At 60.5% G+C, this 23,259-nt stretch carries 19 protein-coding genes; 8 read left to right on the top strand and 11 right to left on the bottom strand.

The features are described from left to right. Positions 1-13: 13 nt before the first annotated feature. Positions 14-1,024, bottom strand: a complete 1,011-nt coding sequence (locus tag ACR2R1_RS05205) for a zinc-dependent alcohol dehydrogenase family protein (RefSeq protein WP_434112952.1) — start codon at positions 1,022-1,024, stop codon at positions 14-16. A gap of 955 nt (positions 1,025-1,979) precedes the next feature. On the opposite strand from ACR2R1_RS05205, the gene ACR2R1_RS05210 reads away from it, so the two are divergent. The 4 genes from ACR2R1_RS05210 (at position 1,980) to ACR2R1_RS05225 (ending at position 7,797) form a co-directional block, all read left to right on the top strand. Next, positions 1,980-2,813, top strand: coding sequence for a DUF5765 domain-containing protein (locus tag ACR2R1_RS05210; protein ID WP_434112954.1), 834 nt, complete (start codon positions 1,980-1,982; stop codon positions 2,811-2,813). Between the two features lie 347 nt (positions 2,814-3,160). After that, positions 3,161-3,880 carry a response regulator gene (locus tag ACR2R1_RS05215; RefSeq protein ID WP_347258694.1) on the top strand — a complete coding sequence of 240 codons (720 nt, stop codon included), beginning with the start codon at positions 3,161-3,163 and terminating at the stop codon, positions 3,878-3,880. A gap of 54 nt (positions 3,881-3,934) precedes the next feature. After that, complete coding sequence (locus tag ACR2R1_RS05220) at positions 3,935-6,760, top strand: ATP-binding protein (protein ID WP_347258693.1); 2,826 nt, start codon at positions 3,935-3,937, stop codon at positions 6,758-6,760. 119 nt (positions 6,761-6,879) lie between these two features. After that, complete coding sequence (locus ACR2R1_RS05225) at positions 6,880-7,797, top strand: TorF family putative porin (RefSeq protein ID WP_434112957.1); 918 nt, start codon at positions 6,880-6,882, stop codon at positions 7,795-7,797. Positions 7,798-8,118: 321 nt separating this feature from the next. Here ACR2R1_RS05225 and ACR2R1_RS05230 read toward each other — a convergent pair whose 3' ends face one another. The 8 genes from ACR2R1_RS05230 to ACR2R1_RS05265 all read right to left on the bottom strand — a co-directional run bounded on the left by ACR2R1_RS05230 (position 8,119) and on the right by ACR2R1_RS05265 (position 17,068). Next, positions 8,119-8,913 (bottom strand): PEP-CTERM sorting domain-containing protein, encoded by a 795-nt coding sequence (locus tag ACR2R1_RS05230; RefSeq protein ID WP_086132738.1) that lies wholly within the window; start codon positions 8,911-8,913, stop codon positions 8,119-8,121. A gap of 164 nt (positions 8,914-9,077) precedes the next feature. Further along, positions 9,078-9,581, bottom strand: a complete 504-nt coding sequence (locus ACR2R1_RS05235; protein ID WP_077732730.1) for a hypothetical protein — start codon at positions 9,579-9,581, stop codon at positions 9,078-9,080. A 347-nt stretch (positions 9,582-9,928) separates the two neighbouring features. Next, positions 9,929-10,720, bottom strand: coding sequence for a diguanylate cyclase domain-containing protein (locus tag ACR2R1_RS05240; RefSeq protein WP_434112960.1), 792 nt, complete (start codon positions 10,718-10,720; stop codon positions 9,929-9,931). An 11-nt stretch (positions 10,721-10,731) separates the two neighbouring features. After that, entirely contained in the window at positions 10,732-11,295 is a 564-nt protein-coding gene (locus ACR2R1_RS05245) for a DUF1566 domain-containing protein (RefSeq protein ID WP_210024166.1), read from the bottom strand. A 230-nt stretch (positions 11,296-11,525) separates the two neighbouring features. Beyond that, positions 11,526-14,288: an endonuclease/exonuclease/phosphatase family protein gene (locus tag ACR2R1_RS05250; RefSeq protein WP_434112962.1), complete on the bottom strand. Its 2,763-nt coding sequence runs from the start codon at positions 14,286-14,288 to the stop codon at positions 11,526-11,528. 465 nt (positions 14,289-14,753) lie between these two features. Further along, positions 14,754-15,404 carry a hypothetical protein gene (locus ACR2R1_RS05255; RefSeq protein ID WP_077732726.1) on the bottom strand — a complete coding sequence of 217 codons (651 nt, stop codon included), beginning with the start codon at positions 15,402-15,404 and terminating at the stop codon, positions 14,754-14,756. Between the two features lie 12 nt (positions 15,405-15,416). Further along, positions 15,417-16,415 carry a UbiA family prenyltransferase gene (locus ACR2R1_RS05260; protein WP_434112964.1) on the bottom strand — a complete coding sequence of 333 codons (999 nt, stop codon included), beginning with the start codon at positions 16,413-16,415 and terminating at the stop codon, positions 15,417-15,419. Positions 16,416-16,693: 278 nt separating this feature from the next. After that, positions 16,694-17,068 carry a VOC family protein gene (locus tag ACR2R1_RS05265; protein WP_077732723.1) on the bottom strand — a complete coding sequence of 125 codons (375 nt, stop codon included), beginning with the start codon at positions 17,066-17,068 and terminating at the stop codon, positions 16,694-16,696. 145 nt (positions 17,069-17,213) lie between these two features. Here ACR2R1_RS05265 and glyQ point away from each other — a divergent pair, with 145 nt between their 5' ends. The 4 genes from glyQ to ACR2R1_RS05285 are packed head-to-tail and all read left to right on the top strand — an operon-like array spanning position 17,214 to position 21,530. Further along, the gene (gene glyQ / locus ACR2R1_RS05270; protein ID WP_434112966.1) at positions 17,214-18,146 is read left to right on the top strand and encodes a glycine--tRNA ligase subunit alpha; all 933 of its coding nucleotides are present in this window, start codon (positions 17,214-17,216) and stop codon (positions 18,144-18,146) included. Then, on the top strand, positions 18,139-20,214 hold the full coding sequence (glyS, locus tag ACR2R1_RS05275; RefSeq protein WP_434112968.1) for a glycine--tRNA ligase subunit beta: 2,076 nt from the start codon (positions 18,139-18,141) through the stop codon (positions 20,212-20,214). The genes glyQ and glyS overlap by 8 nt, the downstream gene beginning before the upstream one ends. A 13-nt stretch (positions 20,215-20,227) precedes the next feature. Then, entirely contained in the window at positions 20,228-20,770 is a 543-nt protein-coding gene (gene gmhB / locus ACR2R1_RS05280) for a D-glycero-beta-D-manno-heptose 1,7-bisphosphate 7-phosphatase (RefSeq protein ID WP_156881967.1), read from the top strand. Positions 20,771-20,777: 7 nt separating this feature from the next. Beyond that, positions 20,778-21,530 carry a lysophospholipid acyltransferase family protein gene (locus tag ACR2R1_RS05285; RefSeq protein ID WP_434101677.1) on the top strand — a complete coding sequence of 251 codons (753 nt, stop codon included), beginning with the start codon at positions 20,778-20,780 and terminating at the stop codon, positions 21,528-21,530. A gap of 173 nt (positions 21,531-21,703) precedes the next feature. On the opposite strand, the gene ACR2R1_RS05290 is transcribed toward ACR2R1_RS05285, so the two are convergent. Together ACR2R1_RS05290 and ACR2R1_RS05295 are read right to left on the bottom strand one after the other, a co-directional pair. Next, positions 21,704-22,882: a glycoside hydrolase family 57 gene (locus tag ACR2R1_RS05290; RefSeq protein ID WP_347258760.1), complete on the bottom strand. Its 1,179-nt coding sequence runs from the start codon at positions 22,880-22,882 to the stop codon at positions 21,704-21,706. Between the two features lie 134 nt (positions 22,883-23,016). Then, a complete protein-coding gene (locus tag ACR2R1_RS05295) occupies positions 23,017-23,202 on the bottom strand; it encodes a hypothetical protein (protein WP_139840956.1) in 186 nt (61 codons plus the stop codon). Between the last annotated feature and the right edge of the window lie 57 nt (positions 23,203-23,259).

Raw genomic sequence — 23,259 nt, forward strand, 5'->3', positions numbered from 1 at the left:
GTCGTTTCTCCATTCAGCTTACGGCCAAGGCGATCTTGCCGAAGTGGGCGCCCCGCTCCATGTGGCGAAGGGCATCGGGCAACTCGCCGAACCGAAACACGCGGTCCACCACGGGCCGCATCCGGTGCTGCGCGATGGCCCCGTTCATGGCCTCGAACATCGCTCGACTGCCGACGAAGATGCCTTGCACGCACACGTTCTTCATCAGAATTGGCGTGGGATCGACCTGGCCGCCGCCGGACAGAACGCCGATCAGGCTGATACGCCCGCCCATGCGCACGGCTCGGAGCGATTGGCCGAGGGTGCCGGCGCCGCCGACCTCGACGACATGATCGACGCCAACGCCGTCGGTGAGTTCGCGCACGAATCGGCCCCATTCGGGCGTGTTCTTGTAGTTGATGCCTTCCAAAGCGCCGAGATCGAGCGCTCGCGCAAGTTTTTCGTCGCTGCTGGACGTGGCGATCACTCGCGCTCCGGACAGCTTCGCGAACTGCAACGCGAATAATGAGACGCCGCCGGTGCCCAACGTCAGCACCGTATCCCCCGCCTTGACCCGGCCCGAGGCGACCAGTGCATGCCAGGCGGTCACTGCGGCACAAGGCAAGGTTGCGGCCTCTTCATCCGTGAGATGGTCCGGAACCGGAACGACGCCTTCCGCGTCGAGCACGACGTACTCCGCCGCCATGCCGGTATCACCGCCGCCCAGCGCGCTCTTGGCTCTCTCTTCGGTCAATTCGCCGTCCAGCCACTTGGGCATGAAGATGCCCGCGACCCGCTCCCCCGGCTTTAGGCGCGATACGCCCTGACCGACATCGACCACCTCGCCGACGCCGTCCGAGAGCGGCGTCATCGGCAAACGGAGATTCGGGTTATAGCTTCCGTTGACCAGCATCAGGTCGCGGTAGTTGAGCGACCACGCCCTCATTTTCAGAAGCACCTGCCCCGCGGCGGGCCGAGGCATCGGCCGCTCGACAAGAGCCAATGAATCGATGCCGAAGCCGCCTTGCAGTTCGTAGACCTTCATGAGTTGTCTCCTGATTCAAACTATACCCTGGTGTTATTCCAAATCGCCTTCAATCCGGAATTCATTGTCGTAGGGTGGGTTAGGCGCACATCAGCACTGACCGACCGCCGATCACTGCCCTTCGCGTGCGTCGTAACCCGCCGAGCGGCCTTCCATCGGTGGGTTAGGCGGAGCCTGTCCCGAGCGGAGACTAAAGCATTTTCATATCTACTGTACGGGCACTCGCGAGTAGGTCGGGAATCCTTCCCAATCGCAAACGGCGTCTTCGGGAAGGGCGTGGCCGGCGCTCCCGGCCAGGCCGTTTGCGATTGGAGCGCCGAAGCCCCCCTTCCCGACGCCACGTCCCGGCCGAGCGTCTTCGTCGGAAGGGTCGCGACTAAAGCGACCGTTTGCGATTGGGAAGGGATTGCCGACCTACGAATGCTTGAATCCATTCACCCGAGCCGAAGGCGTCAACGACGTCCGCCAAGCTGGTTTTGCCGTACGAGCGCGATGAAAACGCTCTAGGGGCTAACCCGCCATCGATGGGTTTCGCTTCGCTCTACCCATCCTACGATGAATGTTCACTCGAATGCCGAACGGAATTAGGATCTAGGGTCGGTGTCCCCGCCCCGGCCGAATCCGACCTTATCCGGTTCGCGCGAGCACATCTCTTAATGGTCTGACCACGGTTTTGGCCGAGTGTCAGCAACACTGGCGACAATCAGAGAGTCGGGCCTTCCCGTCGACTCATTCGGACCAATCCCCGATCAACGGACGCGCTGCGCCGCAATATCACAAACTATTGACATCAACGGGAAGAACCGTACATTCGCTTTCCGCGGCGTCAACATAGATGATCCGGTCGACAGAATGCGCGAAATCCTGTTGGCGTATCGTTTTGGTGTTCACTTTCAAGCTTTTGAATCAAGTTTGGGGGGATCTCCTCATGTGTTGGAGCGGCGAAGCTTCGGCCATGTTAGCGACAGGCGGTTTTGCGACGGCAAGCTACTTGGCCTACAAAGGGGAAACACGGGAACTGTGGTTGCCCCTGACTTATTTTGCCTGCATGGAATTGTTGCAGGCCGCGACCTACGTATACATCGATCAGTGCGATACCCCGCAGAACCAGCTGCTGACCTGGCTGGGTTATCTGCACATCACGTTTCAACCCTTCTTCGTCAACATGGTCGCGCTGTACTTCATTCCTGCCCCGGTGAAGCGGCGAATCGGCGGGATGGTCTATTCGTTGTGCGGACTCGCCAGCGCGGCGATGCTGCTCAAGATGTATCCCTTTTCCTGGGCGAGAACCTGCATCCGAGGATACGAGGGATTTTGCGGGCCCGAGGTGTGTTCCCTGTCCGGCGACTGGCACATAGCCTGGCAGCTTCCTCTTAACGGCCTGATGTCGATTTATCCCGATAACCTCATCCCGTTTCAGTTCGGCCTGCACGGTTTTTCCTATTTCGCAGTGAGTTTTTTTCTGCCTTTCCTTTACGGATCATGGCGATTCGTCTCTCTTCATCTCGTCGTGGGTCCTTTGCTGGCCGACATTCTGACGCGCCATCCCAACGAACATGCCGCCGTGTGGTGTCTGCTGTCGATCGCCTTGTGCGTCTCCGTGATCAAGACGCCGCTGCGCCGCCTGCTGCGCGTGGAGCGATGGCCCGGATACCGGCTGTGTATGGAAAAGCCCTCTGCTGAAAACCGCGACACCCTCATCCCGGCTCCGGCCTCGAACAATGAAAAGGCCGGGCCGCTAATTCTACGCAAGCAAAAAATGACTGACCGGAACCAACGGGTGGCTTAACCTCCGGCATTGACACTAGCCGACCAAATTCAGTGAGCGCCGTATCTTTCCAATCGATCGTTGATATCGCTTGTCGGCTTATGCGCTAACATGAGCGGATTTGATGCGACACGCTCTTTATTAACCCGGCCTCTAAATCAGGCCGGGCTAATCCGGGGCAGGGATGCCCAGGCGCGGCCACAAGCCGCGCGAGCCACGCCTAAGCGACCGGCCTTGGCGTCGGCCCGTAAATACCGGGAGCGTATTTACGGACCTGATTAATATAATTATTACGAACTCTCGGCGCCGGGACAGTTCAGCCGATGGTCGATCTCCGTCGAATCTGGGGGGTAAGCGGAGTTGAAAATATGAATGCCAATATTTTGGTCGTGGACGATGAGCCATGCATTCGCGAGATGCTTGCCGAGTATCTCGGCAAGCACGGGTTTCGAGTTTGGCAGGCCGAGTCGGCCCTGAAGGCGCGCGAAGTTCTCCGAAGGGAAGCCATCGATCTCGCGGTATTGGACATCACGATGCCGGGCGAAGACGGGCTCAGCCTTGCCCGCCATATTCGGGAAAACCGGACGACGGCCGTGATCATGCTCACTGCTGCCGATTCGGTAACGGATCGAGTCGTCGGCCTTGAAATCGGGGCCGACGACTACCTCGCCAAACCGTGCGATCCCCGCGAGCTCTTGGCACGGATCAAAAGCGTCCTCCGACGCACCATAACTTCGGCGGCGGAACCGGATCAGGCCATAGCAGCAAGACCGGCGCAACTCTTGCGGTTCGGCTGCTGCCAACTCGACCTGGAAAGCCATCGCCTGCTGAACGAGAGCGGCCGGGAACTGCCGATCACCAACGGGGAGTTCGACCTGTTGAAGGTTTTCGCAACCCATCCCAATAGAGTGCTGTCGCGCGATCAGATCCTCGATCTGACCCAGCGGCGGTCGTGGGACCCTTTCGACCGCAGCGTCGACATTTGCGTGACGCGGGTGCGCAAGAAGATAGAACCGAATCCGGAGCATCCGCGCTTCATCAAAACGGTTCGAGGCGTGGGTTACCGTTTCGTTCCCGACGGCGAATGATTCGACCGGCCATTCCCGTTCAACTCCGGCACTCCAGCGACATCAATCGACATCATGGGCATCTCCACATCGCTTACTCGGGCTACGCTGTACCGGATCGCCGCCGGGGTGACAGCCATCATCGCCCTGTCCACGGCGGTCACATACCACTTGCTGTACCGGGAAATCGAGCAGAGCGCTCTGGCGCGGCTGACCGACTACGGCGTCCAGCGGGCGCGCTATCACGAATCCCATTTCGCGTTTCTCAAGGGATTGCACGAGGTCGTGCGCCGGGATTTCGTGGAACGCTATTCCGCACCGCCCTCCCCCGATTTCGAACATCGGTTCGATGAGCTGATGAGCCGGTATCCGGACGGCGCGATGCGCAACAGCGAGAAGTTCTCCGACGTGGAACGTTATTCCACCGGCTGGATCCATCGCCGGGTGCAGCCCGATACGGAGTTCAAGCGACGCTGGATGCTGTTTTTCGATCTGTCCGAAAAATATAAGGGAACCTTCACCAGTCAATTCGCCAACTTCTACTTCATGCATCCCAGCCAACCCTCCGACATGGGCTACGACGATCCCGAACGCTCAGGACACGTGCGCTGGGCCTACGACACGCCGGCGGACTATGCGCTGGATCAACGCGAGTATTTTTATCTGGCCGATGCGGCGCACAATCCCGAGCGCAAAACGGTTTGGGGAGGCACCTACTATGAGCCGGCCTATAAGAAGATTCTGGTGCCGGGGGTAACCCCCGTGTACGTGGGCGGCGAGCATATCGCCAACATCGGCACCGATGAGATTCTCGACGAACTGGAGGCCAGCATTCGCCAGTCGGACATTGCCGGCGCCACCCATACCGTGTTCCGCGGCGACGGACGGCTGATCATCGATCCGTCATACATGGTCCAGATCTCGGAAAGCTTCGAAGGATTCAACATTCGCGACGCCCAGGACCCGCGGCTGAACGCGCTCTTGCGCTTGGCGACGGAGAGCGCGGAGCTGCCGCGTTCCGGCTTGGCCCCTGAAATTGACGAATACTACGCGATCAGCCGATTGCCCAGCACCGGCTGGTATTTCGCCTCGACCCTGCCGGGCGCCTTGGTCCGCGCCCAGGCGTTTCGCTCGGCGCAATGGGTGTTCTGGAGCGGCATCTCGTCGCTCGCGTTTCTGCTCCTGATTTTGACCGCGATTTTGCGCCGCCAAATCGCCCAGCCCCTGAACCGGCTGCTCGCTGCCACCCGCAGCGTGGCTTCCGGGCAGGCGCCCGTCGCGAACCTGGGCGGGCGGGAAAATCCGCGCAACGAAATTGGTCAACTGGCCAATGCGTTCAATCACATGGTGGCTAAGGTCTCGGAGCGGGACATCGCGGTGCGCCGGGAAAAGGAGCGCTTTCGCGCCCTGATCGAGCATGCCGCCGACATCATCAGCGTGGTCGATGCCGAGGGCATCATCCGTTACGTGAGCCCCTCGGTCGCCGCGGTGTTGAATCTTCCCCCGGCGCATTACGTCGGCAGGAGCATCTTCGAGATCGTGCACCCGGAGGACGCCGCGGGAGTGGAACACGCGTATCGGGCCGCGATCGAGAACCCCGGCGCCCCCATCGAGCGCCTCGAATACCGGGTCCGGCATGCCAACGGCGAGTGGCGGGTGTTCGAAGCCACGGGCACCAATCAGCTCGACAATCCCTCGGTGGAAGGAATAGTCGTCAATGCCCGCGACATCACCGAGGCCGTCAAGGCGGAAGCCGAGATCGCCCGTCAGCGCGACACGCTCTATCAGCGGGAAAAGCTCGCGGCGATGGGTTCGCTCCTGGCCGGGGTGGCGCATGAACTCAACAATCCCCTCTCCATCGTGGTGGGGCGGGCCATCATGCTGGAGGAAGAGGCAGGAAACGAAACCACGGTGGCGGCCGCCGGGAAAATCCGCGCCGCCGCCGAGCGCTGCGCCCGCATCGTCAAGACGTTTCTCGCGATGGCCCGCCAGCACACGCCGCAGCACACGGCGGTTCGGCTCAACCGGGTTATCGAGGATTCCCTGGAAATCCTGAGCTATAGCCTGCGCACAGGCGGCGTCGAGGTCGTCACCGACCTGGCGAAGGACCTGCCGGAGATCGCCGCCGATGCCGACCAGCTGCACCAGGTGTTCATCAACCTCCTCATCAACGCGCAGCAGGCCCTGGCCGACCAGCCCGAGCCCCGCCGCCTGTGGATCCGCTCGGGCCACGACCCGGCGGCGAACGCCCTGTGGGTGGAGGTGGCGGACAACGGTCCCGGCATCCCGGAAGCCATTCGCTCGCGGATCTTCGATCCCTACTTCACCACCAAGCCGGTCGGCAGCGGCACCGGGGTGGGCTTGGCGGTCAGTCTCGGCATCGTCGAAGCCCATGGCGGGAGCCTGAGCGCCACCTGTCCGCCCGCGGGCGGGGCGGTGTTCACCGTGCGGCTGCCGGTGCAGGCGGCGGATGCGGTCGAAGCCGACACGGCGGCGCCGGAGCCGCCGGAGAGCGGACGCGGACGCATCCTGATCGTCGACGACGAACCGGAGGTGAGCGCTTTGCTGGCGGACATCCTGGCGAGCGACCGACACGGCATCGACGTCGCGGCGAGCGGTCGGGAGGCCTTGCGCCTGCTGGGCAATAACGGCGGGTATGCGGCGATTCTGAGCGATCTCCGGATGCCGGAGATGGACGGCCCGGCGCTGTACCGGGAGATCGAGCGGCGCTGGCCGGAACTGGCGCGGAAGGTCATTTTCGTCACCGGCGACAGCTTGAGCCCTAACGTGCAGGTATTCCTGGACGCCGCCCGCTGTCCGGTCATCGAAAAACCCTTCGTGCCGAAGGACGTGCGTCAGAAGGTCGCGCAGGTGGAGAACGGCGGAGGCACGATCCGATAAGAACCGATCCCGATAGGCTCTCGAAACCCTTCGGTGAGCCACGGGGCGAGCGGCCTGCGATCTCGGGCAACCGACGACCGGCTCGACCCGCTCGATCCAAAAAAACAAGAAGACATCCGATGCTTCATTCGATTTCCCCCTGTCCGGAAATGCGCCTGGCGTGTCTTGCTGTTCTCGGACTGCTGCCGGCGCTGTCGGCGGTCGCAGGCGACCTTCCCTCCGGCACGCCCCCGCTCTACAACCTGAGTGCCCATATCGATCTGGTGTCCAGTTACGTCGTTCGCGGCATCACCACGACTTACTTCAACGGAGAGCCTTTGGGCAACGCGTCCGCCGATGCGCCGGAATCCGAAGATCCGGTCTTGCAATGGGGCGCCGATTTGAAATTCGCTTCCGGATGGTATCTGGGCTACTTCGGCTCCATGATCAACTATTCCTATCTGCGCCTGGGTCAGGCCTACTCGAACCGGAGCATCAGCGTATTCGACGACGAGAAATCGATAGAGCACGATATTTACGGCGGCTATCAACTGCCGCTGGGCGATTTCACGATCACAGCGGGATTGACCGGGTATCTTTACACCAACAGCCGCCACGCCGAGACCCTGGAAAGCAGGGTCGGCATCGGGTACGGCGACTTCAGCCTGTTTTCGCAAACCCTGATGAACGATTCCCTTCTGGGCAACGCGGGCGACACCTACTGGACTCTCAACTATCGCCGGGTTCTGCCCTGGAATCTGAACTTCAACGCCACCCTCGGCTGGTTCAGCTTCCGCCGCGAAGGGAAGTTTTACGGGACGCGGGACACCTATTTGAAGACCGATTGCCCTCCGGACAGCGCCATGAACGTGACCGGCTGCTATCCGGGCAAATTGCCCGTCAGCAATACCTTCGGCCACGTGATTCTGCAATTGAGTTACCTGGTTCCCAATCTGCCGGTGTCCCTGGGCGTGACGGGCATCTTGGGCGGATACAACCGCTTCGGCGTTGCGCAGGAGAACGAAATCATCGGGTCGATCAGTCTGTACTACGAATGAATCAATCCGAGGCGGTTTCGATTTCCGCTGGCCTATCGAAGCCGCCGTCTGTTTAGAGCGTTTTTCATCCCGGCGTACGGCTTCGTGTCGGGCGGGAAGAACGTAGGTCGGCAATCCCTTCCCAATCGCAAACGGTCGCTTTAGTCGCGACCCTTCCAATCGCAAACGGTCGCTTTAGTCGCGACCCTTCCAATCGCAAACGGTCGCTTTAGTCGCGACCCTTCCAATCGCAAACGGTCGCTTTAGTCGCGACCCTTCCGACGAAGCCCCTTGCCGATGTCGTGTGTCGGCAAAGGATTGCCGACCTACGCCTTGGCTCCGCTACACTGAATCGGAAAATGCACTAGCCGCGGCTCGGCGACGCCGGTTCAGCACCATCCCCACGGCGCCGAGCGCGACAAGCGGCAGAACGCCGGGCTCGGGAACCGTCGTCTCGATGGCTCCGCCATTGGTTCTGAAGTCGAGGAGAGAATATAAGGCCTTGTCCGTCACGAGCGAATTGCCGATGAACAAATCCAGGCGCACGACGTCCTTGAAGGCATCCGGAACGGCGCTGAAATCGGAAAAGGCGAAATCGTACGTGCCGGCGGCCGCTATCGTTCGATTGAGGAACTGGGCGAATATCGACGAGCCGATCTGCGAATACAAGGCGATGCCCAGGTTTGTGGATTGAGTCACGGCACCCACGGTGACCAGGAACGAGCTTCCGCCGTCGGCAGTAAGGTCCTCATGCAGGGCCACCCCGCCGCCATAGGTCAACTGCAGATAGCCGCTCACGCCGGGATTGGCGTCGGGTGTCGCCACCGTGTCGATATACACGCCGTCATCGCCGGGACTGCCGGTATCGAGGGTAATGCCGACCGTACCGATCCCGCCGTTCTGCACCACCTGGGCCCAGCGCACGCCGCCGAGCACATCGGACGTGGGCAAACCAGTTTCGATGCTGATGGGATTATTGTTTTGGTCGGCGACGAGATTGAAGCCGCCCTGCTCGAAGTTGTCGATGATCAAAGCCTGCGCCGGCGCTGGAATCAGCATCGCGCCGCTTAGAAGAGCCGGGGCTGATAACCGGCGGATGAATAAGCTGACTGATTCGGTACATTTGCCGTAGTTCATGATACGAGCTCCAATGGAAATCTTTTGCCGTGGATGCGACGAATACCGGGATCCGCGTCTCGTTAAAGTATTTTTAACCGCGGTTTTAGCGGTGCGGATCGGATAGGTAGTAGGTCGGCAATCCCTTGCCGACGAAGCCGATGCCGTCCATGCCGGTTTGTTCCTCAGGGAGCGACCAGTGTGCGCTGGACCGCGGGAAGGAAGACGCCGCTCGTCTTGCCGGTCGAGCTGTCGATCAGGGTCATCGAGGCGGCTATCGCCGGGCTTGCCCCGCCTATTTCATTCGCCACATCCGGATTGCCGGTGTAAACCACGATCCGCACCTGGCGCCGGTCCAGCGTCATGCCGGGTCGGAAGTGGAAGTCCTGCTTTTTGCTCTGGCCCGGTTCCAGGAAGCCGGTTCCGTCGGTTTCGAAGAGGCGACGCGGGAGGCCGGTTTCGGGATCTTGTAAAACGGCGACGACATGGTACTGAACCGGCCTGTCCGTGACGTTCACCAGGTTCAAGCGCGCCGACTGCGCTCCGGCGAGCACGTCGACCACGGCGAAATTGAGTTCCCAGGGCCGGTCTCCCAGCTCGGACGGGCTGAAAGCGTACGTGCTGCCCGAAGCCGCGAGGTTGACCGCCAGGGCGGAAGCCATAACGAGGGTCTTGAATGTGAGTTTCATGGATGTCTCCTCCGCAAAAGTTTGTTTAACGCTTGAATGTCCATCCGCCTCTGCATCGGCGGATGGGTGCTTATTACGAAGGAAGAGTGTTTCTGACTGATTTCCGAATCTGTCTTTTTTGTTTCATTTGTAACGGACGGGCTGGGTTGTAGCTAGAGCATTTTCATATCTACTGTACAGGCACTCGCGAGTAGGTCGGGAATCCTTTCCCGACGCCACGTCCCGGCCGAGCGGCTTCGTCGGCAAAGGATTGCCGACCTACGAATGCTTGAATCCATTCACCCGAGCCGAAGGCGCCAACGACGTCCGCCAAGCTGGTTTTGCCGTACGAGCGCGATGAAAACGCTCTAGCGACTGGCGAGTTCCGGAAGGTTCCGCGCCGTTCCGGACAAACGATACGGAGCGGAGCTGACAGCGGCGATGGGTGCGGTTCGGAAGGCCGCATGGGGCAAGGTCGAGCCAGCAACCCGGTTGCGCGACTGCTCGGCGACTTCCGGAGCCCCTTGGGGGTCGGTTTCCGGCAATGGAACAGCGAATTCCTCGCCGCCCCGGCGCGCCGGGACTTGGCCGGGGGCAATCTCCTGCAAGCGGCGGTCGCCCCCGGCGTGGCCGTAGTGATGCTTATAGGCCTTTCGGCGCATCACCGTCCTTCCAGCCTTTTCACCCATATCGAAAAGGGAAGGACGGAGCCGTTCCCTCCCCGTGCCTGAGCCGACGAATAGGCGACGCTGGCGCGGAGAAAGACTCGGGACATCTCGGCAGAGAAGAGGGTCTCCGGCCGCTTGTCGACGTGAGACGAGAATACTTTTGCCCGATGTTTCATGGGTGACTCGAGATTGCGGTTTGCGGGTGACGGGGAGCTTTCTCCATTGGGCCATGGTTGCGGCGGGTGCGGGGAGAATGAGGCAATGCCCGCCTTCGGGATCGACGATCCAGGCATAGGGCCGGTCCTCCAGCAGCCGGGCGATGAATTCCGCCAGCGGAAGTCCGCAGAATTTCAACGAGACAAGGCTGGCAGAACATTCGACGGGCAGTTCCACCCGCAGTGGCACGATCTGTGATAATCGGGCCAGTACTTCCCGCACGGGGCGGATGCCGAAGGGCTGGCCCGCGAGTGAGCACAGGCTCGAACTCCCCACGCGCCGACCGCTCAGTATTCCGCCAGGGGCGCGCCGCTGCGCACGCAAACGAAGCGGTAGTCGGAATACGGCGAGCCTTTGCTCGTGTTGCCGGTTTCCAGATCGACCCGCCAGACTTGGGCGTACGTCGCGCCGGTGGCATTGAGCACGGAAATCTTGTCCCAGGTGGCGGTCCAGTAGGGCACATAGCCCAGTCCGTTTTGCGGCGCCGAATTCGCGAAGGGATGTCCCTGCGGCAGCTTGGTGTCGCCGTTCGCCGCCGGAACGACGTTGGGATCGATCAGGCTCATCAGTTCGTGCAGATAAGGCAGCCGCCAGCCCTTGCGTCCCCCGACGCTGCTGTTGGCGCAGGAGTCGCGGGCGGAGTTCCATTCGGTCGTGGCGTTCGGCCAGGTCCTGAACCAGACCAGTTGAGTCTCCTTGTCCAGCACCGCCGCATTGCTGAACTCGGACAGCACCACGAAGCGCTGGGATGCGGAGTTGTATTTCTTGCCCCAGTCGCGCAGATCGAGCGCCTGCGCCTGTCCGGAAACGGCCGCGGCTAGTGCGGCGACGATGAAGGTTCTTTTGTTCATGGTTCTGCCTCCCGTGTTGGTTGATAACGTGTATGACTTGCCCCCATGCCGGGGGCTCGGGAAACACTATGAGGCGGGTTTGTTTCTGAAGGATTTCCGGAAGCCGGGAGAATTATTTCAATTGTTTCGGCCGGGAACACCGCCGAGAACCAGCAAATCACGCAAATCGGAGGCTCGCTCAAAACAGAGGGCGGCCGTCGGCCGCCCTCTATGGGGTTGTGAGGGATGGATTACTCGTTCGGTACCGCCGGCAAGCCGTTCGGCATGCCCAGCTCCACGTTGAGATAGTATTCGCCTTCATCCGGGCCGTCCGGATCCCAGAATCCGGTCCGATAGGCCTTGGACGCCGAGAGACGCTTGAACTCCAGGGTTTCCACCTTGGTATTGCCGGATTTCACCTGGACGCCCCAGGGTACCGAGTGGAAGTCCAGTGAACGGCCGAAGTGATTGCCGTTCTGGTAAACCCTGAACCATTCGATTTCGTTCGGGTTCCAGGTATCGGCGTCGCAATCGCAGGACTCCTCGCCCAGTTCCCAGCCGATGTGCGTGCGGAAATACGCCTTGTCGACCAGGCCGGCGGAACCCTGGCCCCAGACCGGGAAATGGTAATGCCAGCCGGAAACATCGGTGTGGCGGTCGATGGTCTTGACGTACCAGCCGACGATGTCGTCCAGGCCGAACCCGCCGACGACTTCATCGCCGCCCGAGGTGGCGCCCCAGTCGCCCTGCTGGGCGATCCCCACCTTGATGAAGCGGTAGGAGCGGACGTCCGGGGTCAGGGCCAGGCGGAGGGTTTCGGTGTTGGCATTGTCCGAGCGTTCGATTCCGAGCTTGATTTCCGCTCCGGTGGGCACGGCCAAGCCGGGATTTGCGCCGCAATCGAACACCGCCTGGAAGGGTTTGGCGCTGCTGCCGGCATTGGTCGGTACATAGTTTCCCCAGTTCTGGTAAACCGCATCGCCCTGCTGCACGCGGATACGGAACGAACTGTTGCCGGATGCCGCCGGCGGCTGAATCCCGCCCTGGAGGATGCGCAAGGCAAAGCAACTGCCCTTGCCGTCCTCGCCGGGCTGATTGTTGAACTCGAACCACTTGACCTTCTGGCCGGGGGTCCCGTTCAGGCTGGTGCCGGGCATGTCGGTCGGTTCGGACCAGGACTTGGACCAGTTCTCGCCATAGCGCGCATGGGATTTGTCCACGTCCAGGAAGCCGCCCGCGCCGATCAGGAGCGCCGTGTCCGGCGTGAGGCCGTCCATCCTGGTGATCATGATTTCGGCCGTGCCGATGGCGCCGTAACTCGCCGGCGTGATCCGCAAATAGGCCGGAACCGGGAACGAGACCTTGACGGACTTTTTCAAATCGCGCTTGCCGAAGCCCAGCCGGTACCGCTTGTTGAAGGTTTCCACCGGCATCGACAGATCGGTGGACAGGAAGGCCGTGACATCCAGCTCATACTTGCTGCCGTCCACATGGGTCAGTTTTTCGGCGGTGATGGCCAGATCGGTGTCCGCCGGCACGCGTATCCATTGCACCGCGCCCGGATTGTCGAAGGTCAGCACTCTGGTGGTGTTGAGATTGGCCGAGTTCCCCGCATCCAGCGCCTTGCGCGGGGCGCAATAGCCGGAGTCGAAGCTGACCGCCATTTCCACCGGGAAGTGGTCCGAAGCATCGGTGGCCGGATTGGGTCCTCCCAAATAGAGGTTGAAATCGCGGCGCGCGCGGGCATGCTGCATGCAGTAGCCGTTCCGGTTCCAGTCGCTTTTCCAGCGGGACAGAATGTAATCCAGCCGCTGGGGATACGGGTCCGCCGCGTCGTGGCTGTTCCAGATGGGGTGCCGGGTGAATCCGCCGTCGTTGTCTGTGGTTTTCATCTGGCCGCGATAGACGTCCTCGAACCCGTCCTGGGCCACGAAGATGTCGGTGATCCAATCCTTGTACTCGTACTGGTTCTGCGACGGGTTGACGCCGATGAACTTCTTGCCGTCGCCCAGAACGTTGAGATCGCCCATCACCATGACGTCCTCGTCCGCGGAAGCCATGGAGTTGATGAAGCTGCGCAGATGCTGCAACTGGGTGGCGCGGACCGCGGAATACTCCTCCGGCGGATTGGCCTCCGGATAATCGGCCTGGGTATGGGTCACGAAAATGTTCAAGGGACGGCCGGTCTTGGTGTTCTCCACTCGAGTCCAGAGAATGCCCTTGACCGCACCCGCGTCCGCTCCCTCCGCTTCCGTGTACCAGGTATAGGCCGCCGCGCAGCCGGGAGCCTGGTTCATATTGGTTTTGTACCAAGGTTTGCTTTTCACCCACGGAAAGGGGCTCGCCGGCCCGCCCGCAAGGAATTGAAAGCTTGCAAGTTTTTCCGCGCCCTCCGAATTCAGGCAGTAATAGTCCACACTGATCCCTTGAGGGTAGGGTTGTCCGGGCAGCGCCATGAAGGCGGGCTCGAGATCATTGCGGGGCGCTGGCGGGAACTGGGTGAACAGGCCCAGGCCGGCGTCGCCGACGGTGGTCATATGGAAGCCGGGCGACCAGACGTAGTAAGGATACTGGGCCGGCGGCGCTCCATGGGGCAGGTAGGAATAGGAAATATTGGTGTTGCCTATGTCCGAGACCCCCGTATCGATACCGGTCATGAGGTAAATGAACTCGTCGTACTGGCCTTTCTGGTCCGGCGATCCGGAAAACAGCTCGTTGATCGATACGATGTCGTATTTCTGCTTGTTCAGGCGCCCGACGATGTGGGGTACCCGGTGGTCGTTGTCCAGACCTGCCGCGTCGGGATGGACGATGTCGGGGTACATCCAGACGTTCCAGTGCAAGGCCCGGATCACTTCGGGATGGTCCGCGACCGCCGGTAGTTTGATGGCCGGCGGTTGGTCCACCGGGCTCGGCTTATTGGGACTGTCGGCAAGCACAGCTTGCCCCGAGCAGAGCACTGCGGCGACCAGCGCCCGCCAGATAGCTCGCAAGGGCGATTTGATTGGTTTCATGGTTGGTTCTCCTCTTCGATTGTCGAATTCCCCGGCGAAGGCGCCGAGGTCGGGAACCAGTTTCAATGGGCCGTGTATCTCGAATATTTCCGGCGGAGCGGAGATTTGTTTCAATTGTTTCGCCCGTCAGGGTAACCGCCGAAGCCCCGGCGAATTGGAAATCGGCGATTTCCCACAGGCTCAGTCAACGTACTCAAGGACGCCCGTCGCGAGACTAAAGCGTTTCCATTCGCACGCAAGGATTGATTGCAAACGGCCTCAGTATTAGGTACGGGCTAGAACGTTTTTTACCGCGGTTTTGCGGTGAGAATCGGGAAATTCGTAGGTCGGCAATCCTTTGCCGACAATGCCCCCGCCGACCTACTTCTGCGCCAAACCGGAAAGTGCTCTAAAACCCGCTCCCGCATTCCGCGAATCAATCCGAGAATCGCCCTGGACTCCACGGCTCTGCTCGCGCTTCTATGCTCAAAGACGCCGCCACGGATTGATTCCGTCCGAACGGCACCGGCGCAGATAAAGGGCGATGTAGAGGAGATCGAAAACAATGAAGGCGATGTAGACGTAGGCCAGGAACAGGGAGTCGGGCGTCAGTACGTACTGGGCCGGAATCAGCGCGATGCTGCCGATCATTCGCGACAACGCGATATAGACCGACTGCCCTTTGACGCTTTGCCTGCGCACCAGCAGGTACGGAAAAGAAACCGAGATCAGCAGCTGATCCCCCCATCCGGTGTAATTGCCGTGCCAATCCTGAAATTCGAAAGTGATGGCCAGGATGCCCGCGAATGCGGTGACCAGCGCCAGACCGAACGCCGGCAGGAACCAACGTTGCGGCAACGCGGACGGAAACTCCTTTCGGCCGAATCGCAAGTACTGGTAAGCAATCACCAGATCGATTAGAAACCAGATGCCGTTGGCGTAGTTCAGCGGCGGATCATCGGGCAGAAGAAAGGCGAAGATGAATTCGTAGGAGAGATTGGTGCAAAGCGGCAGCAACGGCATGCCGTAGGCGCGGTCCTTGAACGCGCGGCGGATGATGAGCAGATAAGCGACGCCCCACAAACCCAGACAGGCGATCGAGGAAACGTTGTAGACGAGCTGTTCCGTCGGACTCATGATTTTCCTCCTTTAAGCCAAGCCGAGGAACGCCGTCATCCAGGACCCGAGCAAGGCGCAGGGCAGCCATAGCGCGAATTCGGCATCGATGGCGGCATCGCCGGGGAGACCGCCCCTCGCCATCACCCTCGCACCGTGGCGAAGAATGGCCGATACGTATCCGTGCACCAGCGCCAACCCGGTCGTCCACACCGGAATCCAACCGGCGGCCACGAAAGCGATCAGCCAAGCGAGAGCCGCGGCATTCACGATGTGGAGCAGCCGCAAGGTATTCGGAATGCCGAGCATCAGCGGCAGCGTGACCACGCCATCGAAGCGGTCGCGCTCCAGATCCTTGAAATCGCAATAGACGGTATTCAACAAGAACGACAAAAACGTGTAACCGAAAAAGAACGGGACCAGGGACGGCTGATTTCCGCCGACGAAACGGTCCGCGTAGACCATTAGCAAGCCCCAGAAAAAGGCCGTGTAAAACGCCTTGAACCCCGGAATGTCCTTGAGCCGCCGATAGCGGAAGAGTCCGCGGGTGAGACTGCCGAACCATGGCGTTCCGTAAAGAATCACCGCGATAGGGAACGAGACGAGCAACAGCATCGCAGCCGGACTGCTCGCTATTCCGGTAATCGTCACGGCCGCCGCGAGCGCGGCGGCACCGAGCACTGAAAAGAATCGTTTCCGACGCCCCAAGGCCAGACTGCGTTTCGAAGCTTGTTCATCATCGAAACGGTCGACATCCGCCAGATGGTCGATCAGATAGCTGGCGTAGACCAGCAGAAATACGGCTGCGGCCAACGCAGTCGAAATCCGCCCGGTCCCGGCCAGCGCAACCACCGAAACCGCGCTGGCGGCACCGGCGGGCAATACCAGTCCCAAACGCGCCATGCATTCGACTCCGTAAGACATGAGCCGGCTCAGGCGGGCCATGTTTGAACGCAGCCAATATTCCCCGGACACCCGGCCGGGTACCGAAAATACGCTGCTGAGATCGAAAATCGGGACGAGCTTGTTCATGGAATTCCTCCTCGGTTTGAGCCGGCGTTTCGGCACGGCCCGGTTGATGGTCAGTTCGTCGCGGGCTGATCGGTGGCTCTCGCGTCCCGCAACGCGACGCTATTTCAGGGGAGGAACGTTTCTGAAGGATTTCCCGAAATGGGAGATTTGTTTCGTTCGTAACTCGATCGTTTCGGACTTATTTCGGGCGGAGGGCGCTGGGCGCAAACCCTTGCGCCCGACAACGACAGCCGCCCGAAGAGATCGATCTCCCTTCTTGGCGGCTCGGGATAAGAAATCTAGACCGGTAGTTCGATGAGCTCGAAGGTATTGTTGTCCGGATCCCGGCAAAACAGCGCCGGGCGGCCGGATTTACTCACGCTATAGCTCACCCCTGCTTGTTCGAGGTCGCGTTTGATCGCCGCCAGGTCCGCGACGTTCAAAGCCACGTGGCGGTCGAGTCCGCCGTGTTCCGGACGCTCTGCCGCTGCATCGGGATTCGGTACCTGAAGCAAATGGATCTGCTGCGCGCCGATCTCGTACCAAACCCCGTCGAAGGGCATACGCGGACGCTTGTCGCTGGGCGTCAATCCGAGAACGCCCTCGTAGAACCGCCGCGAGGCATCCAAATCGCTGACAATCAATGAGGCGTGATTAAAACCGATGACTTTCATAGGCCCTCTAAACTAAGTTCGCGAATTCTCAAGACGGGGTATTTTGTCGCCGACATCCCGGCCGCACAATCCGTTACCGCAATGATCGGTGCTATCGTCATTTCGGGATATAATCGACGACTTTGATCAACCATCCGAAACCGTTGTGGCCAGTCAAACCATAGCTAAACGCGACGTTTCCACTTTTCAGGGACTGATTCTGGCGCTGCAGGAGTACTGGGCGGCACAGGGCTGCGTCATCATGCAGCCTCTGGACATGGAGGTAGGGGCAGGCACTTTCCACCCCGCGACATTCCTTCGGGCCATAGGCCCGGAGCCCTGGAACACCGCCTACGTGCAACCCTCCCGCCGGCCCACCGACGGCCGCTACGGCGAGAACCCCAACCGGCTCCAGCATTATTACCAGTTTCAGGTCATTCTCAAACCGAATCCGCCCGATATCCAGGAGCTGTATCTGGGGTCCCTCCGCTTTCTCGGCTTCGATCTGCTAGAGCACGACGTCCGCTTCGTCGAGGACAATTGGGAATCGCCGACCCTGGGCGCCTGGGGCCTGGGTTGGGAGGTCTGGCTGAACGGCATGGAGGTCACGCAGTTCACGTATTTCCAGCAAGTGGGGGGGCTGGACTGCCGCCCGGTCAGCGGCGAAATCACCTACGGATTGGAACGCATCGCCATGTACCTGCAAGGGGTCGAAAGCGTGTTCGATCTGGTCTGGACGCGCGGACCGAATGGGCCGGTTACCTACGGCGACGTCTACCACCAGAACGAGGTGGAAATGTCGTCTTTCAATTTCGAGCACGCCGACACCGAGTTCCTGTTCGGCTGCTTCGATACTTACGAGCGCGAGTGCCAGAAACTGATCGCGCAGGATTTACCCTTACCCGCCTACGAAATGGTGTTGAAAGCTTCGCACTCCTTCAATTTGCTGGACGCGCGCCGAGCCATATCGGTCACCGAGCGCCAGCGCTATATCCTCCGTGTCCGCGACTTGGCCAAATCCGTCGCGGAAGCCTACTACCAGCGCCGCGAAAAGCTCGGTTTTCCGCTGCTGACCCCGAGGAGTGCCGGCGATGAGTGAAACCCGCGATCTTCTGTTCGAACTGGGCACCGAGGAATTGCCGCCCAAGTCCCTGCTTACGCTAAGCCTGGCACTGAAAGGCAACGTCGAGAGCGGTCTCGCCAGAGCCGCGCTGAACTTCGATGACGTCGTACCCTATGCGGGGCCGCGGCGGCTTGCGGTACGGGTGAAAGGCTTGGCGACCGCCCAACCCGACCAGACCGTCGAAAGGCGGGGCCCTGCGCTCAATGCCGCCTATCAGCCGGACGGTTCGCCCTCCAAGGCTCTGGAAGGCTTCATGAAGAGCTGCGGCGCCACGCTCGAACAGCTCACCACCATCGAAACCGATAAGGGCGCGTGGATCGGGTTCCGCCAGGAGGTAAAGGGCGGCCGAACCGAGGATTTGATCCCTGATATTCTGCGCCAGTCGCTGGCCGCCTTGCCCATCGCGAAACGCATGCGCTGGGGGGCCGGAACCGCCGAATTCGTGCGCCCGGTACATTGGATCGTGCTGCTGTTCGGCAGCGAAGTGATCGAGGCCGAAATCCTGAGCGTACCCGCGGGCCGCGTGACTTACGGCCACCGCTTCCACCATCCCGACGGCCTGGTTCTGAACGAGCCCGGCGAATACGCCGAAAAGCTGCTCGAAGAAGGCTTCGTCATCGCCGACTTCGAGACCCGCAAGGCCAAGATCCGCGAGTCGGCCAAAACCACCGCGGTCACGGTCAACGGTTGCGCGCACATCGAGGCCGATCTGCTGGACGAAGTCGCATCCCTGGTCGAATGGCCGGTACCAATTCTGGGCGGGTTCGATGCCCGCTACCTGTCCCTTCCACCGGAAGTGCTGATCACCACCATGCAGGCGAATCAGAAGTATTTTCCGGTGAAGGATAAAGAAGGCGGTCTGCTGCCCTACTTCATCACCTTCAGCAATCTGGACAGCCGCTCCCCGGACACCGTACGCGCCGGAAACGAAAGAGTCGTGCGCCCTCGCCTATCGGACGCCGAATTCTTCTGGAACCAGGATCGCAAGCAAACCCTCGAAAGCCGGGTGCCCGACCTGGCGCAGATCACCTTCCAAAAGACCCTGGGGTCGCTGCTCGACAAGACCGAGCGGGTCAAGCGCCTGGCCGTGATCATCGCCGAGCGTCTGAACACGGAAAGCGCCTGGGTCGAACGCGCGTCTCTTCTCGCCAAAGCCGATCTGCTGAGCCTGATGGTCGGCGAGTTTCCCGAGCTGCAGGGCACCATGGGCCGCTACTATGCCCTGGCGGAGGGTGAGCCGGAGGAGATCGCCGCCGCCATCGAGGAACAATATCTGCCGAAGGTGTCGGGCGGTCCCGTGCCGCGAACGGGCACCGGCCTGATGCTGGCTCTGGCCGAAAAGATCGACACCTTGACCGGCATCTTCAGCGCCGGCCTGATACCGACCGGCGACAAAGACCCCTACGCTTTGCGCCGCGCCGCCTTGGGCGCCATCCGCATCCTGCTCGAGGGGGAATTGGATCTGGATCTTCCGGAGCTCCTGGATTCAGCCCTGGCGCAGTTCCCCCATCCGTTCGACGCCGAAACGGTACATGCGAACGTTTACGACTTCATCCTCGAACGGCTCCGCGGTTACTGCCTGGAGCGCGGCGTCCGCCACGACGAGTTCGAGGCCGTTCTGGCGGTCAGGCCCGGCCGCCTGCCGGACTTTGACCGGCGCCTGAAAGCCGTTCGCGAATTCCGCCGCCTGGCCGAGGCCGAGAGCCTTTCCGCGGCCAACAAGCGGATACGCAATATCCTGCGCAAGGCGGAAGAGGAAGTCGTCGCCAATGTCGACGATCACGTGCTGACGGAAACGGAAGAGAAACATCTGTTGGAGGCCGCGCGGCAAGCCAAGGAAGACATTCTTCCGCTGCTGCACGAACGGGACTATACGGCGGCCTTGTGCCGTCTGGCGCAGCTCCGGGAAACGGTGGACGCCTTCTTCGACAGCGTCATGGTGATGACCGAGGATGCCGAGCTTCGCCGCAACCGGCTGGGCCTCTTGGCGATCGTCGAAGGACTGTTCCTCAACATCGCCGACATCTCGAAGCTTCAGGGATAAGCGGTCCCGCGGCATGTCGAAATTCGTCATTCTGGACCGCGACGGCGTCGTCAACGAGGACTCCTACGCCTATATCAAGTCGCCCGACGAATGGGTGCCCATTCCCGGCAGCCTCGAAGCGATCTCGCTTCTGACCCGCGGCGGCTTTCGCGTCGTCATCCTGACGAATCAATCCGGCATCGCCCGCGGATTGTTCAATCTGGCTACGCTGGAAGGTATCCATCAAAAGATGCGCGATGCCGTCGAGTCTGCCGGAGGACGGATCGAGGAGATTTTCTTCTGCCCGCACGGCCCGGAAGACGGCTGCGGCTGCCGGAAGCCCGAGCCGGGCTTGTTCCGCGCCTTTGCCGAAAAATATCAGGTCGATCTGAGGTCCGTACCCGCGGTGGGCGATTCCTTCCGGGACGTTCAGGCCGCACAGGCGGCCGGGGCGCAACCCATCCTGGTTGAAACGGGCAAAGGCATGCGGACTTTGGCCCGCCATCCGGATCTCGACCTTCCTATTTTTCCAAATCTCTATGCAGCGGCCCAATATATCCTTTTTAACGCTGATTAGCGTTTGTTTGCGTTCGACTCTCTATTTCATCGGCCAGGTCTTGTCTACCCTCCTGCTGGGGCCGGTGCTGCTGACGGCCTATCCGCTCCGGTTCGAAACCCGCTATGCCATCGCCGGCCTATGGGTACGGTTCAACTTATGGATGTTGGAAACCGTTTGCGGCTTGAAGTATGAGGTGCGCGGGCTCGAGAACATCCCGGAGCGAAGCGGCATCATACTCTGCAAACATCAATCCGCCTGGGAAACTCTGGCTTTGCAAGCCATATTCCCGCCCCTGGTGTTCATTCTGAAGCGCGAATTGCTGCGCATCCCGGTATGGGGTTGGGCCATGGCTACCTTGGAACCGATCGCCATCAACCGGCAGGCGAAATCCGCCGCCATGAAGCAGATCCTGAGGGACGGCGAAAAACGACTGAAAGACGGGCGCTGGGTCGTCATTTTCCCCGAGGGAACTAGGGTCGCGCCCGGACAGAAAGGACGCTACGGGACTAGCGGCGGAATACTCGCTCATCGCGTCGGCTGTCCGGTAGTCCCCGTCGCCCACAATGCCGGCGAATACTGGACACGGCGGGCTTTTCTCAAATTTCCCGGTGTTATCCAGGTGCGCATCGGACCGCCGATCGATGCGACCACGCTGAGCTCCAGCGAAATCAATCATCAAGCGGAACAGTGGATCGAAAGCCGAATGGCCGAAATCAGCGGCTTCGGCCCGTACGCGGGGACGTTTCCACCGAGCGGCGCGCCGACGGTATCGCAGTAGTCCCGTTTCGGCTTCCGGGCTGAATTGATAGGTCGGAAATCCCTTGCCGACGAATGCGGTCTGTCCAGTCTCTCCGATGGCAAACGGTCGCGTTAGGGCTTTGTCGGCAAAGGATTGCCGACCTACAACTGGGCTTGGACAAAGGGAAGGCAGCCGTTCCGGGTTCTCGCGTGCTAGGAACCGCGTGCTCTGTAGCGCTGCAAACAAGCCTCGGCTTCATCCAGGTCGTTATGACAGCGGTGCACCCAGTCTTCGCCCCAATAGAAGTTGCAGCTCGTTTCGGCACGCAATAGCCGCCAGAAGGCTTCGTTCAGTTCACCCTGCTCCTCTTCTGTCAAATCCTTGGCTACAGCGGCATTTCGGGCTTGGTGTACCGCCATGCTTACGGCCTGCAATCGCGCCAGAGAATCTTTTTGCGTTTGCGAACCGGTCCATTGCAGAAAATCCCGTCCGTGATGCCAACCGGTATTCCAGGCTCCGGTTCTTACCGTAACTTCACCGTACGCGCCGAATCGGTCCAAATAATCCTTGATAAAAGCCGGTTGAATTAAACTTTTCTTGCGGGCTTCATCCAACAATTCCCGGTAAAACGCACCCCAAAAATTCACCTCGTTGGTCGTGTTCCGGAACCAACCCCCGTTCTCGCCGTCCGTGCAGGTCGTGACCAGCGGTTCGAAATCGCAGCATTGCGTTCGCTGAGCCAGTTCTTTCGCGAACCAAACGTAGTCCATGCCCGATTCCTGAGCGTCCGAAAGCTCCCGGTCGCGTACGATGACGATGATTTCCGACCCGTTATGGCGAGCAATATGGGGCCGATACCGGAGTTCGTGCCATTGCATGGGCGTCACCGGCTCCACGTGCTCGCTGTCGACGATTACATAGCGATAGCCAAATTTCTTGAGCAGCGGAATCAGCTCCATGGAAAATCCCATCTCGGGAGGCCAAAACCCTTGGAACGAATTCCGCCAAAACAGATGGCCGGCAATGGCCTGCCAGCGTGCCAGATGTTCGTCGCGATCCGCCTCGGGGATGAGCGGCAACACCGGGTGGTAATAGCCCGTACCGAGGATGTCGATGATCCGCTCGTTCTGGAGGTGCCAAATCAGCGACCCGCAATCGACGATGCCGTAAACGCGGCTCTGGAATTCCGGATTCGACAAGGTTTCGAGGAGCGTCCCGGAAAGCGACAGATGGACCCGCGCGATGTCGTCGTAATCCCATAGGAATCTCGGAATCCGATCGTAGGCATAAAGAATTTCCCGAGCCTCCCAGGGCTGTTCGGAAAGGAGATGGTCCAGATTGCCGGGCGGCTGATGCAGGTTCAATACCAGGGCGTGATGAATGGCAGACATAATCCCTCGATGTGTTCAACTCGATCACGAACTCGTGAGGCTTATTATGCCTTCTGGCGAGTCCGTTTGGGACACGCGGGCGTGGGCGAGTTTCGCTTCAGAATGGCGGGCGAAGTGGGATTAAAGCGCTGCGTTCAAGGATCGGCCGATCTTTCCACTCCATCGACGAACAGCTTCTTGACGGAGCCGTTGGCGATGTATTTCACGACCGAATTCTTCCCTACGGTGCCGTAGGACACGCCGTTCCACGTCAGTCTGCCGTCCTTGACCTCCACGCGATCGCCGTTAATCGAGATGATCCCCTGTTGACCGCTAATCACGGCCTGCGCGTGGGAGCCTCCGAGCGAAACGGAGGAGACCGAACTGGACACGGTTGA

It is taken from the genome of Methylocaldum sp. GT1TLB, from assembly GCF_051027445.1.
Taxonomy (GTDB): Bacteria; Pseudomonadota; Gammaproteobacteria; order Methylococcales; family Methylococcaceae; genus Methylocaldum.

Coding starts and splice junctions, on each gene's coding strand:
- ACR2R1_RS05265 (WP_077732723.1), bottom strand. CDS start 17,068: ATGAAAGTCATCGGTTTTAATCACGCCTCATTGATTGTCAGCGATTTG.
- ACR2R1_RS05210 (WP_434112954.1), top strand. CDS start 1,980: ATGTTAGCGACAGGCGGTTTTGCGACGGCAAGCTACTTGGCCTACAAA.
- ACR2R1_RS05225 (WP_434112957.1), top strand. CDS start 6,880: ATGCTTCATTCGATTTCCCCCTGTCCGGAAATGCGCCTGGCGTGTCTT.
- ACR2R1_RS05250 (WP_434112962.1), bottom strand. CDS start 14,288: ATGAAACCAATCAAATCGCCCTTGCGAGCTATCTGGCGGGCGCTGGTC.
- ACR2R1_RS05255 (WP_077732726.1), bottom strand. CDS start 15,404: ATGAGTCCGACGGAACAGCTCGTCTACAACGTTTCCTCGATCGCCTGT.
- ACR2R1_RS05220 (WP_347258693.1), top strand. CDS start 3,935: ATGGGCATCTCCACATCGCTTACTCGGGCTACGCTGTACCGGATCGCC.
- glyS (WP_434112968.1), top strand. CDS start 18,139: ATGAGTGAAACCCGCGATCTTCTGTTCGAACTGGGCACCGAGGAATTG.
- ACR2R1_RS05235 (WP_077732730.1), bottom strand. CDS start 9,581: ATGAAACTCACATTCAAGACCCTCGTTATGGCTTCCGCCCTGGCGGTC.
- ACR2R1_RS05245 (WP_210024166.1), bottom strand. CDS start 11,295: ATGAACAAAAGAACCTTCATCGTCGCCGCACTAGCCGCGGCCGTTTCC.
- ACR2R1_RS05260 (WP_434112964.1), bottom strand. CDS start 16,415: ATGAACAAGCTCGTCCCGATTTTCGATCTCAGCAGCGTATTTTCGGTA.
- ACR2R1_RS05215 (WP_347258694.1), top strand. CDS start 3,161: ATGAATGCCAATATTTTGGTCGTGGACGATGAGCCATGCATTCGCGAG.
- ACR2R1_RS05230 (WP_086132738.1), bottom strand. CDS start 8,913: ATGAACTACGGCAAATGTACCGAATCAGTCAGCTTATTCATCCGCCGG.
- ACR2R1_RS05205 (WP_434112952.1), bottom strand. CDS start 1,024: ATGAAGGTCTACGAACTGCAAGGCGGCTTCGGCATCGATTCATTGGCT.
- ACR2R1_RS05290 (WP_347258760.1), bottom strand. CDS start 22,882: ATGTCTGCCATTCATCACGCCCTGGTATTGAACCTGCATCAGCCGCCC.
- gmhB (WP_156881967.1), top strand. CDS start 20,228: ATGTCGAAATTCGTCATTCTGGACCGCGACGGCGTCGTCAACGAGGAC.